This window comes from Salipiger sp. (genome assembly GCF_048261495.1).
GTDB lineage: Bacteria > Pseudomonadota > Alphaproteobacteria > Rhodobacterales > Rhodobacteraceae > Salipiger.
Genome location: NZ_JBLXFX010000013.1, coordinates 52,844 through 65,857, shown reverse-complemented (window position 1 = coordinate 65,857; position 13,014 = coordinate 52,844). Strand labels below are relative to the sequence as shown.

General features: G+C 66.3%; 12 protein-coding genes. 3 read left to right on the top strand and 9 right to left on the bottom strand.

Going from position 1 to position 13,014, the window contains the following annotated elements:
• Positions 1–10: 10 nt before the first annotated feature.
• Complete coding sequence (locus tag ACN0RJ_RS19965) at positions 11–856, top strand: phosphogluconate dehydrogenase C-terminal domain-containing protein (RefSeq protein WP_417725426.1); 846 nt, start codon at positions 11–13, stop codon at positions 854–856.
• An 81-nt stretch (positions 857–937) separates the two neighbouring features.
• Positions 938–1,489 (top strand): NADPH-dependent FMN reductase, encoded by a 552-nt coding sequence (locus ACN0RJ_RS19960; RefSeq protein WP_417725425.1) that lies wholly within the window; start codon positions 938–940, stop codon positions 1,487–1,489.
• A gap of 197 nt (positions 1,490–1,686) precedes the next feature.
• On the opposite strand, the gene ACN0RJ_RS19955 is transcribed toward ACN0RJ_RS19960, so the two are convergent.
• The 7 genes from ACN0RJ_RS19955 to ACN0RJ_RS19925 form a co-directional block, all read right to left on the bottom strand.
• Complete coding sequence (locus tag ACN0RJ_RS19955) at positions 1,687–2,832, bottom strand: iron-containing alcohol dehydrogenase (RefSeq protein ID WP_417725424.1); 1,146 nt, start codon at positions 2,830–2,832, stop codon at positions 1,687–1,689.
• Complete coding sequence (locus tag ACN0RJ_RS19950; protein WP_417725423.1) at positions 2,829–4,208, bottom strand: aldehyde dehydrogenase family protein; 1,380 nt, start codon at positions 4,206–4,208, stop codon at positions 2,829–2,831. Before ACN0RJ_RS19950 ends, ACN0RJ_RS19955 begins: the two co-directional genes overlap by 4 nt.
• A 14-nt stretch (positions 4,209–4,222) precedes the next feature.
• Positions 4,223–5,584, bottom strand: a complete 1,362-nt coding sequence (locus tag ACN0RJ_RS19945; RefSeq protein ID WP_417725422.1) for a glutamine synthetase family protein — start codon at positions 5,582–5,584, stop codon at positions 4,223–4,225.
• A gap of 97 nt (positions 5,585–5,681) precedes the next feature.
• Positions 5,682–6,719: a TRAP transporter substrate-binding protein gene (locus ACN0RJ_RS19940; protein WP_417722118.1), complete on the bottom strand. Its 1,038-nt coding sequence runs from the start codon at positions 6,717–6,719 to the stop codon at positions 5,682–5,684.
• A 64-nt stretch (positions 6,720–6,783) separates the two neighbouring features.
• Positions 6,784–8,109 carry a TRAP transporter large permease gene (locus tag ACN0RJ_RS19935; protein WP_417722117.1) on the bottom strand — a complete coding sequence of 442 codons (1,326 nt, stop codon included), beginning with the start codon at positions 8,107–8,109 and terminating at the stop codon, positions 6,784–6,786.
• On the bottom strand, positions 8,109–8,705 hold the full coding sequence (locus ACN0RJ_RS19930; protein WP_417725421.1) for a TRAP transporter small permease subunit: 597 nt from the start codon (positions 8,703–8,705) through the stop codon (positions 8,109–8,111). Before ACN0RJ_RS19930 ends, ACN0RJ_RS19935 begins: the two co-directional genes overlap by 1 nt.
• The gene (locus ACN0RJ_RS19925; protein ID WP_417725420.1) at positions 8,698–9,486 is read right to left on the bottom strand and encodes an N-formylglutamate amidohydrolase; all 789 of its coding nucleotides are present in this window, start codon (positions 9,484–9,486) and stop codon (positions 8,698–8,700) included. Before ACN0RJ_RS19925 ends, ACN0RJ_RS19930 begins: the two co-directional genes overlap by 8 nt.
• Positions 9,487–9,615: 129 nt before the next feature.
• Between ACN0RJ_RS19925 and ACN0RJ_RS19920 the strand changes: the two genes are divergently transcribed.
• Complete coding sequence (locus ACN0RJ_RS19920; RefSeq protein ID WP_417725419.1) at positions 9,616–10,494, top strand: MurR/RpiR family transcriptional regulator; 879 nt, start codon at positions 9,616–9,618, stop codon at positions 10,492–10,494.
• A 71-nt stretch (positions 10,495–10,565) separates the two neighbouring features.
• Here ACN0RJ_RS19920 and ACN0RJ_RS19915 read toward each other — a convergent pair whose 3' ends face one another.
• Both ACN0RJ_RS19915 and nanR read right to left on the bottom strand, forming a co-directional pair.
• Complete coding sequence (locus tag ACN0RJ_RS19915) at positions 10,566–11,927, bottom strand: dicarboxylate/amino acid:cation symporter (RefSeq protein ID WP_417725418.1); 1,362 nt, start codon at positions 11,925–11,927, stop codon at positions 10,566–10,568.
• Positions 11,928–12,237: 310 nt separating this feature from the next.
• On the bottom strand, positions 12,238–12,966 hold the full coding sequence (gene nanR, locus ACN0RJ_RS19910) for a transcriptional regulator NanR (RefSeq protein WP_417725417.1): 729 nt from the start codon (positions 12,964–12,966) through the stop codon (positions 12,238–12,240).
• Between the last annotated feature and the right edge of the window lie 48 nt (positions 12,967–13,014).

Below are 13,014 nucleotides of genomic sequence, written 5' to 3'. Positions count from 1 at the left end.
GGAGAAGATCATGACCAAGGTGGCATTGCTGGGCGCGGGCGGGAAAATGGGCGTCCGCCTGTCGAAGAACCTCGCCGGATCACGGTTCGAGGTGGATCACGTCGAGGTGTCCGAAGAGGGCCGCAAGCGCCTGAAGGACGAGGTCGGCGTGGATGCCGTGCCCGCCGACAACGCTCTGGCCGAGGCCGACGTGGTGCTGATGGCGGTCCCGGACCGGCTGATCGGCAAGATCGCGCACGGGTTCATCGACAAGCTGAAGCCCGGCGCGGCGGTCATCGTTCTGGACGCGGCGGCCCCCTATGCGGGCGAGATGCCCGAGCGCGACGACGTCACCTATTTCTGCACCCACCCCTGCCATCCGCACATCCTCGAAGTGCAGGACACCAAGGAGGCGCAGGCCGACTATTTCGGCGGGATCGCCGCGCCGCAGGGCATCGTCTGCGCGCTGATCCAGGGCCCGGAGGAGCATTACGCGCTCTGCGAGGAAGTGGCCAAGCTGATCTACCAGCCGGTCATCCGCTCGCACCGCTGCACGCTGGAGAACATCGCGGTGCTGGAGCCCGCCCTGTCCGAGACCGTGGCGGCGACCCTATCGCTGGCGCTGCGCGAGGCAACCGACCGGGCGGTCTCCATGGGCGTGCCCGAAGCCGCCGCGCATGATTTCGTGCTGGGCCATCTCAAGATCGAGCTGGCGATTGCCTTCGGAATCTTCCCGGAGGGCAAGTTCTCGGACGGCGCGCTGCTGGCCATCGACAAGGCCAAGTCGGTGATCTTCAAGGATGACTGGCTGGACCAGATCTTTTCGCTCGATGCGGTGAAGCAGTCGGTCGAGGATATCTGCAACCAGCAGGGCTGAAGCGGCGGGCGTCGGCGGGGGATACCCCTTGCCGACGCCCCCGATCGCGTCATGATGGGGCAAACCGAACGGGAGACCCGCATGACACGCATTCTGGGTATTTCCGGCAGCCTGCGCCGGGAATCCTTCAACACATCCCTCCTCAACGCCGCCGCCGTGCTGGCACCGGAGGGGGTGGAGATCGACGCCCGCACCATTCACGGCGTCCCGCTCTACGATGCGGACGTGGAGCGCGCGGGAATTCCCGAGGCGGTGGCGGCCTTGCGCGACGGGCTTGAAGCGGCGGACGGCCTGCTGCTGGTCACGCCCGAATACAACAACAGCATGCCGGGCGTGTTCAAGAACGCCATCGACTGGATGAGTTCCGGCCCGGCGGCGGCGCTGTTCAAGGGCAAGCCGGTGGCGCTGATCGGCGCGTCTCCGGGGCCGTTCGGAACCACGCAGGCGCAGACCAATTGGCTGCCGGTCCTGCGGACGCTGGGCATGTCGCCCTGGTTCGAGGGGCGGCTCATGGTGTCGCGCGCCCGCGAGGTCTTTGACGACAACGGCGCGCTGACCGACGCGCGGACGCGGGAGAAGCTGGCGGAGTTCGTCGCCGGGTTCGCCGGAGCGATCTCGCGCGGCAAGGTCTGAACCGGCCTGCCCCGCGCGGAATCAAGGCCGAAGGCCGCCGCGCGATCGCCGGCCCGCCCCCCGGGCTGGCGATCTGGTGACACCTGCCCGGAGCTTCGAGGTCGCCCGGATATGGCCGGCATAAAGCGCGCAGCCCGAGTGTCGGATCGCCAACCCGCGGACCGGCCATCGCGCGGCTTGCGCCCGGCGCCGGACGCCTACAGCGCCGCCCTGAACAGGCCTTCGAGGTTCTCCTCGGTCAGCGCGATGGGGTTGCCGCCGCAGGACGGGTCCTTGATGGCGCCCTTGACCAACTCGGGAATCGCTTCCTCGGTCACGCCGAGCGCCTTGAGCCCCACCGGCACGCCGAGGCTGTCGTTGAAGCGGTCCACGAAGGCGCGGAAGCCGTCAAAGCCGCCGTCGATCCCCAGGTAGCCCGCCGCGCGGTCGAAGCGGTCCTTGATCGCGGGGGCGTTGAAGGCCAGCACGGCGGGCATGCAGACGGCGTTGGTGGTGCCGTGATGCGTGCCGAAATGGGCGCCGACGGGATGCGACATGGCATGGATCGCGCCGAGGCCCTTCTGGAAGGCCGTCGCGCCCATCGCCGCCGCGCTCATCATCTGGGCGCGGGCCTCGATATCGGTGCCGTCGGCATAGGCGCGGGGCAGGTAGTCGATCACCAGCCGCATGCCTTCCAGAGCGATGCCCTGGCTCATCGGGTGATAGAAGGGCGAGGAAAAGGCCTCGACACAATGGGCAAAGGCATCGAGACCGGTGCCCGCGGTGATCGCCTTCGGCATTCCCACGGTCAGTTCCGGATCGCAGATCACCACGGCGGGCAGCATCCGGGGGTGGAAGATGATCTTCTTCTCATGGGTTTCGGAATTGGTCAGCACCCCGGCGCGGCCCACTTCGGAGCCCGTCCCTGCGGTGGTCGGCACGGCCACGACGGGGGCAATCACGGAGGCGTCGGCGCGGGTCCACCAGTCGCCGACATCCTCGAAATCCCAGACCGGGCGCTTCTGCCCCGCCATGAAGGCGATGCACTTGCCCAGATCGAGGCCCGAGCCGCCGCCGAAGGCCACGACCCCGTCGTGACGCCCCTGATTGTAGGCCATCACGCCGAGCCCGAGGTTGCGCTCGTTCGGGTTGGTGTCGACATCGGCGAACAGATCGGCCTCGAGCCCGGCGGCCTTGAGGATGTCCAGCGCCTGCGCGGTGATCGGCAGGGTGGCAAGGCCCCGGTCGGTGACCAGAAGCGGCCTTTTGATCCCGGCCTGCGCGCAGGCGGCAGGCAGTTCCGCGATGCGGCCCGCGCCGAACTTGATGGTGGTGGGGTAGGACCAGTTGGCGGTGAGGCTCATTTCGTCACCTTCTTCAGATGAAAGGATTTCGGGCGGGTGAGATTGTGGAAGCCGATGACCGACAGCGCGCCGCCGCGCCCGGTTTCCTTGCAACCGGTCCAGCACAGCGCCGGGTCGAGGTAATCGGCGCGGTTCAGGAAGATGGTGCCGAAGTCGAGCCTGTCTCCCAGCGCCGCCGCGCGGTCCGCGTCCTGCGTCCAGAGCGAGGCGGTCAGCCCGTAGGGGCTGTCGTTCATCAGGGCCAGCGCCTCGTCATCGCCGCTGACCGGCATGATGCCGACCACGGGGCCGAAGCTTTCCTCGCGCATCACGCGCATGTCGTGGCTGACGTTCGTCAGGATCTGCGGGGTGAGATAGGCCGCGCCGTCATCGGCGGGCATGGGGTCGATGTGGGTCACGGCCCCGGCGTCGACGGCCTCGGCGATCTGGGCGCGCACGGTGTCGGCAAAGCGGACGTTGGCCATCGGTCCGATGGTGGTTTCGGGGTCCAGCGGGCTGCCGAGGACATAGCCCCTTACCAGCGCCACGGATTTCTCGACGAAGGTGTCGAAGAGGCTTTCATGGACGTAGATCCGTTCGATCCCGCAGCAGCACTGGCCGGAGTTGAACATCGCCGCGTCCATCAGCGTCGCGACGGCCGCATCGACATCCGCATCCTCCATCACGTAGCCCGGATCCTTGCCGCCGAGTTCGAGGCCGAGCCCGGTGAAGGTGCCCGCCGCCGCCTGCTCCATCGCGCGGCCACCGCCGACGGAGCCGGTGAAGTTGACGAAATCGAACGCGCCCTCGGCGATCAGCGCCGAGGTGGTGTCGTGATCGAGAAAGACATTGCGGAACACGTCTTCGGGCACGCCCGCCGCGTGGAAGGCCCGCGCCATGCGTTCGCCCACCAGCAGGGTCTGCGTGGCGTGTTTCAGCACCACCGTGTTGCCCGCCATCAGGGCCGGGGCGATGGTGTTGATCGCCGTCATGTAGGGGTAGTTCCAGGGCGCGACGACAAAGACCACGCCATGCGGCACGCGACGGATGAAGCGTCGAAACTGCGCGTCGTCCGCCACCTCGATATCCGCCAGCGTTTCGGCGGCGATCCCGGCCATGTATTCGGAGCGTTCGCGGAAGCCGCCGAATTCGCCGCCGTAGCGGGTGGGGCGGCCCATCATGCGGGCGAGTTCGGGCACGATCTCGTCATTCATGTCACCGACGGCGGCGACACCGGCCAGCACGAGGTCGATACGCTCCTGAAGCGGGCGCGCGGCCCAGTCGGCCTGCGCGGCGCGGGTGGCCGCGACGGCGGCGCGGGCCTGGTCCAGCGGCAGGGTTTCGCGGGTGGCAAAGACCGATCCGTCGATCGGCGAGAGGCATTGAAGGGTGGTCATGGTGTCCTCGGGGATCAGGCGCGTTCGAACCCGCGCTGGATTTCGTAATCGGTGACGGCGCGGTCGAAATCTTCCTGTTCGACCTCGGCGGCACGGGTGTAGTGGTCGACCACCTCGTCACCGAGCGCGGCGCGCAGCATGGCCGAGTTGCGGAACACCTGCGTGGCGGCGGCGAGGGTGTAGGGCACCTCGGGGATGCCGTCGCGGGCGTAGAGGTCGCCGGTCACGGCGGGGGGAAGCGGCAGTTCCTCCGCGATCCCGGCAAGGCCAGCCGCAAGCTGTCCCGCGCAGGCGAGATAGGGGTTCATGTCCGAACCGGGGATGCGGCATTCGATCCGCACGCCCTTGGTGTTCTCGCCGACGAGGCGGAAGGCGGCGGTGCGGTTGTCGACGGACCAGGCCGATTTTGTCGGGGCAAAGGTGCCGGGCACGAAACGCTTGTAGCTGTTGATATAGGGCGCCATCAGAAGCATGCAGTCGGGCGCGTATTTCAGCAGCCCAGCAACATAATGGCCCATGGTTTTCGACATGCAATGGGCACCCTCGGCGTCGTGGAACACGTTGCCCTTGTCCGAGAACAGCGACTGGTGGATATGCGCCGCGCTCCCCACCCGGTCGGCACGCCACTTCGACAGGAAGGTCGCGGCATGGCCCTTCTGTTCGGCGATTTCCTTTACCGCGTGTTTGGCGATGGTGTGCTGGTCGGCGGCCATCAGCGCGTCGCCGTAGCGGATGTTCAGTTCCTGCTGGCCGACCTCGGCTTCGCCCTTGGTGTTTTCGACCGGGATGCCCATGGCGAACAGCGCGTTGCGGATCGGGCGCATGATGTATTCGTCGCGGCTGGTGAACTGGATCGAGTAATCCTGGTTGTACTTCACCAGCGTTTCGAGATCGCGATAGCCGCCGGCGCGGATCTCGTCGAAGCTGCGGGCGAAGAGGAAGAACTCGAGCTCGGTCGCCATCATCGGGGTAAAGCCCATGGCCTCGGCCCGGGCGATCTGCGCCTTGAGGATCTGGCGCGGCGATTGCGGCACCGGCCGGTGGTCGTGGTGATCGAGGTGATCGCAGAGCACCATCGCCGTGCCGTCGAGCCAGGGCACCAGGCGGATGGTGGCGAGATCGGGTTTCATGACGTAATCGCCATAGCCCTTTTCCCAGCTCGTCGTGGCATAGCCGTCGGGCGTCTGCATTTCGAGATCTGTTGCAAGAAGATAATTGCAGCAGTGGGTTTCCTCCCATCCGCTCTCGAGAAAGTTGGAAACGTGAAAGCGCTTGCCCATCAAACGGCCCTGCATATCCACCGCGCAGGCCAGCACGGTGTCGATCTCGCCGCTTGCGGCCTTGGCTTTCAGGTCATCGAGGGTGAGGGCGGCCATGTCTGGGGTCCTTTCAGGCAGTCTCGGGCGGAATCCGGCAACGGGGCAGCCCCCGCGCGGGGTGCGCGGGGGCCGGGTCTGTCATCGCATGGCGCGATCAGAAGGTGTAGGGCGGTCCTGCCTGGTTGATGACGCCGTTGTACTCTTCGAAGATCGACACGATCTTGGCGTGCACTTCGCCTTCCTGCGCGATCTCCTTCCAGAATGCCTTGGCGGCGTTTTCGACCTCGGCCCATTCGGCCGGCGGAACCGAGCGCAGTTCCAGCTTGTCGCCGGTGGCGCGCAGCTTGGCCTCGCCGCCCCAGTACCACTGGTTGCGGTAGGTGTCGGCGGATTTGATCGCCGCCATGACGATGGCCTTGAGGTGCTCGGGCAGATCGGCCCAACGCTGCTGGTTGACGAAGATCGACCCGATCCAGGCGCCCGAGATGTTGTTGGTCAGGAAGTAGTCGGTGACGTTGGCCCAGCCCACCGTGTAGTCTTCGGTGATGCCCGACCAGGCCATGCCGTCAAGCTCGCCGGTCTGCACGGCAACCTCTGCATCCTCGTAGGGGATGTTCACCGGCACCACGCCGAACTGCGCGAGGAAGCGCCCGGCGGTGGGGAAGGTGTAGAGCTTCAGCCCGTCGAGATCGGCGAGGGTGGTGATTTCCTTCTTGGTGTTGAAGTTGCACGGGTCCTGACCGGCGGAGGACAGCCAGGTCACGCCGACCTTTTCGTATTCCGTCTTCCAGATCTCGGCGAGGCCGTATTGTTCGAACAGCACCGGCACGTCGAGGATGTGCTTGGTGGCGAAGGGAAAGTAACCGCCGAACTGGCGCAGCGGCGTGGGCGAGGCCATGGAATCGTCGTCCGAGTGCACGGCGTCGATGGTGCCGCGCTGGAGCGCCTGGAACAGCTCGCCCGTGGGGACGATCTGGTCGGCGTAGTAGAGCTCGATCTCGAGCTCGCCCTGCGCGGCGGCGTTGATGGCGTCGACGATGGGCTTGGTCACATGTTCGCCCAGTGCCGCGCCGGCATAGGTCTGGAAGCGCCACTTGATCGGTTCCTGCGCGCGGGCGATGCCGGGCGCCGCGAGCGCGGCGGGTCCGGCAAGCGCCGCCCCGGCCAGGATCTTGCGTCGTGAAAGGGTCATCTTCTGTCTCTCCTGTTCTTGGGTTTCGGGGTCGTCCGCCCCCTTGTGCGGGGGTCTTGTCGTCTCAGTTTCCGTAGATCGTGTTCGGCAACCAGAGCGCGATGCCGGGGAAGATCATGATGATCGCCAGCACCACCGCCATGACCAGCACGAAGGGCACGATGGAGGTGTAGATGTCGCGCATCCCGATCTGGGGCGGCGCCATGGCGCGCATCAGGAAGAGATTGTAGCCGAAGGGCGGGGTCATGTACGCGATCTGGCAGGTGATGGTGTAGAGCACGCCGTACCACACCAGGTCGAAGCCCAGGTGCCCGACCAGCGGCACGTAGAGCGGCGCCACGATCACCAGCATCGCGGTATCGTCGAGAAAGGTGCCCATGAGGATGAAGCTGAGCTGCATCAGGATCAGGATCGCCCAGGGCCCGAGGCCGAGTTTCTCGGTGAACAGCGCCTCGATGGCGTTGACCGCGCCGAGCCCGTCGAACACCGCGCCGAAGGCGAGGGCGGCGAGGATGATCCACATGAACATGCAGGAGACGCCCAGCGTGTTGCGGACCGAGTTCTCGAACACCTCGCGGGTCATGCGCCCCTTGACCACGGCGGCGAGAAAGGCCGCCATCGCCCCGATCGCCGAGCTTTCCACCAGCGAGGTCCAGCCGTTCACGAAGGGGACCATCATCACGAAGAAGATGCCCAGCGGCAGCAGGCCCGCGCTCAGCAGCTTGAGCTTTTCGGCCATGGGAATGTCGCGGTCCGCCTTGGGCAGGACGGGGCCGAGGTCGGGATTGAGGCGGCAGCGGATGACGATGTAGACGATGAAGGCCGCGGCCATCAGCAGCCCCGGCACCACCCCGGCAAGCCAGAGCTGTCCGACCGGCTGGCGCGCGATCATCGCGTAGAGCACCAGCACGACCGAGGGCGGCACGAGGATTCCCAGACTGGAGCCCGCCTGGATCACCCCCGTGACCATGCGTTTGTCGTATCCCCGCTTCAGCAGTTCGGGCAGGGCGATGGTCGCGCCGATGGCCATGCCGGCGACGGAGAGGCCGTTCATGGCGGAAATCAGCACCATCAGGCCGATGGTGCCCACCGCCAGCCCGCCGGGCAGGCCGCCGGTCCAGACGTGGAACATCTTGTAGAGATCGTCCGCGATGCGGCTTTCGGACAGCACGTAGCCCATGAAGATGAACATCGGCAGGGTCAGCAGCGGATACCATTTCATCAGCTTCATCGCCGCCGAGAAACCCAGGTCGAACCCGCCCCGGTCGCCCCAGAGAAACAGCGCCGCCAGCACCGCGACAAAGCCGATGGCGCCGAAGACGCGCTGGCCCGTCAGCAGCAGCCCCATCATGCCGGAGAACATGACGATTGCGATCATGTCCTGCGACATCAGAGCTCCTCTCCACGAAGCCGCGCGATATCGCGGCAGAATTCGGCGGTGCATTGCAGCAGCATCAGCGTGACCCCGAAACAGAGGATCACCTTGACCGGCCAGACATGGGGTCTCCAGGCGCTCGGGCTGGTTTCAAGGTGGCCCATGACCTCGGTCGCGCCGCTCGGGCCGCCGGTGACGAAGGCCAGGAACAGCTGCCCGAAGAAGGAAAACGGCTCGGTCCCGAAGTATCCCAGCGAATAGGCGGTCGAACTGACCGCGCCGTAGAACAGGACGCAGAGGTAGAAGATCAGGAAGAAGATGGTGAAGGCATCCACCGCCGCCTTCTTCTTCGGGGACCATTCGCTGTAGAACAGGTCCATCCGCACGTTCGAACCGAGCTGGATCGAATAGGGTCCGCCCAGCACGTAATAGGCCACCATCACGAATTGCGCGGTTTCGAGCGTCCAGAGCGTCGGCGTGAAGAAGGTCTTGGAAACCGACGACCACAGCAGAACGCCGATCAGTGCAAAGATCCCGTACATGGCGACGCGGCCGATGAAGCGGTTCATCGCGTCGATCCCGTGGACATAGGCGACGACGGTCCTAGGCATCCGATCCCTCCCAAAGCCCGACATGGCTCAGCGCGGGGCCGAGCAGGCCCATCAGCTCTTCGGCGATGGCCTCGATGTCATCCGGGGTTGTCAGAAGATCGTTGCGCACTTCGATCATCACGTTGAACAGCCCCTCCGCCACTCCGTGCCGTTGCAGGGTGTGGGTCACGCCCTCGGCAGGGCCGTAGGGCAGGTTGCGCGCGATGCGGCGATGCGGAAAGCGATGCGCCTCGATCAGCATGGCATCGGAGAGGCGGCGGTCCTCGTCATGCACGATGCCGATCTCGACCGCGCGGGGGACGCCGAACCAGGTCGGCGTGAAACTGTGCACGGTGACGAGGGCGATCTCGTCCCCCGACTCCCGGCGGGCGGCGATCAGGGATGTCAGCGCTTCCGAAAAGGGTTCGTAGACCTCGCGGATGCGGGTCTCGCGCGCGGCTTCGTCCAGATCGGCATTGCCGGGAATCATCACCGTCTCGCTTTGCGCGGGCATGGCGCTCGGCGCGTCCGGCGGACGGTTGCAGTCATAGACCAGCCGCGACACCCGACCCGCGATCAGCGGCGCATCCAGCGCTTCGGAGAGCAGGCGGGCCAGCGCCTCGGCTCCGGGGTCCCAGGCGGCATGGCTCTGCCGCGCCCCGTCGTCGAGCCCGAGCCCGGCATAACGCTCGGGGATATGGGCCGAGGCATGTTCGCAGACGATGACCGCGGGGCCGCGCCCCCCGGCATTGATCACTTCATAGGCCTGTCGGCTCGTGTCCTGCACACCGTTCCCCCGCATTCTGGAAAAACCTTTCCACGCGCAAAATTTTGCGTCAATATTTTTCCAACATCCCGCGACGTGAAGACCGAATGTCGGGGATCGGGCGGGAGACTGCCCAAAAAAGCAGCCGGGAGGTCCCCCAGACCCGTGACAGATTCCAGATCCTCCGCCACCGCGACCGTGCGCCAGCTTATCCGCGAGCATTACCCGCAGCTTACGCTGTCGGAACGCAAGTTCGCCAATGCCCTGGTCGAGGATTACCCGGGGGCGGGCCTCGCCTCGATCACCGTGGCGGCGGCGGGGGCGGGGGTTTCGGCGCCGGTGGTGGCGCGCATGGTGCAGAAGCTGGGGTTCAAGGGCTATCCGCAATTCCACCAGGCGCTGCTGCAGGAATTGCAGGCCAAGGTCTCGGGCCCCACGGCCCGGCGCGAGGTCTGGGCGTCCGAAGCGCCGGAATCGCATCTGCTCAACCGCTTTGCCGAGTCGGTGACGCAGAATCTCCGGCAGACCTTTGCCAATGTCGACACCGGCCAGTTCGATGCCGCTGCCCGGCTTCTGGCGGGCGAATCGCGCCTGTTCGTGGTGGGCGGGCGCATCACCCGGTCGCTGGCCGAATATGCCTTCACCCATTTCCAGGCGATCCGCGAGGGGGTGACGCACCTCACCTCCTCCTCCGCGACGTGGCCGCATTACGTGCTCGACATGAAGCCGGGCGACACGCTGCTGATCTTCGACGTGCGGCGCTACGAGGACAACCTGCTGCGGCTGGCCGACATCGCCGCGGAGCGCGGCGTGCGGGTGATCCTCATCACCGACCAGTGGGCCAGCCCCGTCGCCGGCGTGGCCGAGATCACCTTCAATTGCTGGGTCGAGATCCCCTCGGCCTGGGACAGCAACATCGCCACGCTATCGCTGCTGGAGGCGCTGATCGCCGCCGCGCAGGAGAACCGCTGGCCCGATGCGCGCGAGCGGTTCGAGCGGCTGGATTCGCTGTTCGAACTCACGCGGCTTTTCCGCAAACCCTGAGCGCCTTGGCCGAACGAAAGGGGCCCGGAGCATGTGCTCCGGGCCCCGTCGCGGGTGTCCGTCGGCGGCGGTTATTCCGCCGGACGGGCGTGGGCTGCGCCGGCCAGCACGCCTTCGGCCTTTTCGTCGATGCCGAGGTTGTCCCCGATCAGTTCTCCGGCGGTCGGATCGGCAAAGGTGTCCATGTCCATCTGGCCTTCGGTCCTGGCGACGATGGTGGTCACCACGGCGTCGCCTGTGATGTTCACGGCGGTGCGGATCATGTCCATCAGGCGGTCGACGCCGAGGATCAGCGCGATGCCCTCGATCGGCAGGCCGACCTGGTTCAGCACCATGGTCAGCATGACGAGGCCGACCCCCGGCACGCCCGCCGTCCCGATGGAGGCCAGCACCGCCATGGCGATCACCGTGACATAGCCGCCGATGCCGAGGTCGATGCCGTAGACATTGGCGAGGAACACCGTCGCCACGCCCTGCATGATCGCCGTGCCGTCCATGTTGATCGTCGCGCCGAAGGGCACGGTGAACGAGCCGACCGCGTTGCTCACGCCCATCCGTTCGGTCACGCAGCGCAGCGTGACGGGGATGGTGGCGTTCGACGAGGCGGTCGAGAAGGCAAAGATCTGCGCCGGGCGGATCTTCTTCATGAACACGAAGGGGTCGAGGCCGGAAAAGACCTTGAGAAAGATCATCAGCGTCACGAAGAGGTGCAGGAACAGCGCTCCGACCAGGACGAGGACATAGGTCATCACCGGCAGGAACAGTCCGATCCCCTGTTCGGTGAAGGTCTTGGTGATCAGGCAGAACACCCCGATGGGGGCAAAGGCCATGACGATCTGCACGACCTTCATCATCAGTTCGTTCATGAACTCGCAGGCTTCCACGAAGGGCTTGGAGCGTTCGCCCAGCATCAGCGCCGCGACGCCGAGGATGATGGTGTAGAAGATGATCTGCAGCATCTCGCCGCCCGAGAAGGCGGCGACCGGGTTGCGCGGCACGATGGCGGCGAAGGTGTCCCAGACCGAGGGCGCCTCCTTGCCGGTGACGCCCGTGGTGTCGACCCCGTCCATGACAAAGCCCTGACCCGGCCCGACCAGCAGCGCGATCAGGATGGCGACGGCGATGGCGGTGGCCGTGGTCGCGAGGTAGAGGCCGAAGCTCTTGCCGCCGACACGGCCGAGGATGCGGATGTCGCCGATTCCGGCAACGCCGCAGATCAGGGAAAAGAACACCAGCGGCACCACCAGCATCTGCAGGGCGTTCACGAACATCCGTCCGACCATGCCGAAGAAACCGCCGACGACATGGGTGTTGACGAACTCGATCTGCATCAGGTTTAGGATCACGCCGAGCACCAGCCCGCCCCCCATGCCCAACATGATTTTCGTGGTCAGCGACAGCTTTCCGCTTTCGTCTCTCAGTGCAGCGCCCATGGCAGCCTCCCGGTTCGGTCCGTTGGAAAAGTGGCCTCCAGTCTGACCCGGGTTGCGAAAATCCCCTAACCTTTTCATGGAATTTTCACGCAAAGGTTGAGTGCGGCTGCCCGGTTTTCAGGCATTCCCATGTTGTCCACGGCGCCTTGCCGCGCCCCGGGCCCCTGTTTGGTTGGCCGCAGGACCCTGGCCCCGGCGCATGGCAAGCGGTATCACCTCCGTCGCGCGCGCCTATGGCAGGGTCGAAAATGACGTGATAATTCCGCGTGTTGGCGGGGTCGAGCGGCCCCCGCGACCGGCGGGCCGGCGATCAGCCGGCAGGGGGGGGCGACAGGTGGTCCTGGTGGTAGAGCGTGTTGGCGCGTTCGAGGTGATCGCGCATCGCCTGCGCGGCTCTGGGGCCGTCACCGCCGGCGATCGCCGCGAGGATCGCCTCGTGCTCGGCCAGCGTCAGCGCTTCGAGGCCGGGACTGCGCACGAATTCCTTGTGGAACACGCTGAGCCACTGGAACAGCCCGTGCCCGACCGTTTCGAACAGCGGGTTGCGCGAGATGGCGGCGATGCGCTTGTGGAACAGCCCGTCCTGTTCGAGAAACGCGCCGGAGTTGTCGCGGCTGGCGGCCTGCCGGTCGAGGATGGCGCGCAGCGCGACGATGTCGTCCTCGGTGCGCCGTTCGGCGGCAAGGCGGGCCAGCTCGGCCTCCAGCGTGGCGCGGGCCTCCTTGAGATGCGCCAGCGTGGCGGTGGAATGGGTCAGCAGGTGCTGCATCGCCAGCGCCGTCTGCCCCATCAGCAGTTCGAGCGAGGGCGCCGCGATGCGGGGGCGGCCGCCGTGGCGGATCTCGACGATGCCGGCCTGCTGGAGCGACTGCATCGCCTCGCGGATGGCGGGGCGCCCGACGCCGTATTGCGCCATCAGCTCGCGTTCCGACGGCAAGGTGTCGCCGGGCTTGAGCCCGTCGTCACGGATCAGGGCCAGCAGGCGGTCCTGCACATCTTCGGAAAGCTTGCGCGGACGTATGGGATCGGGCGGTATCATCGAGGCAGGAGGATTACAGGCAGCGCAGGGGGTTGACCAGTGCCGACG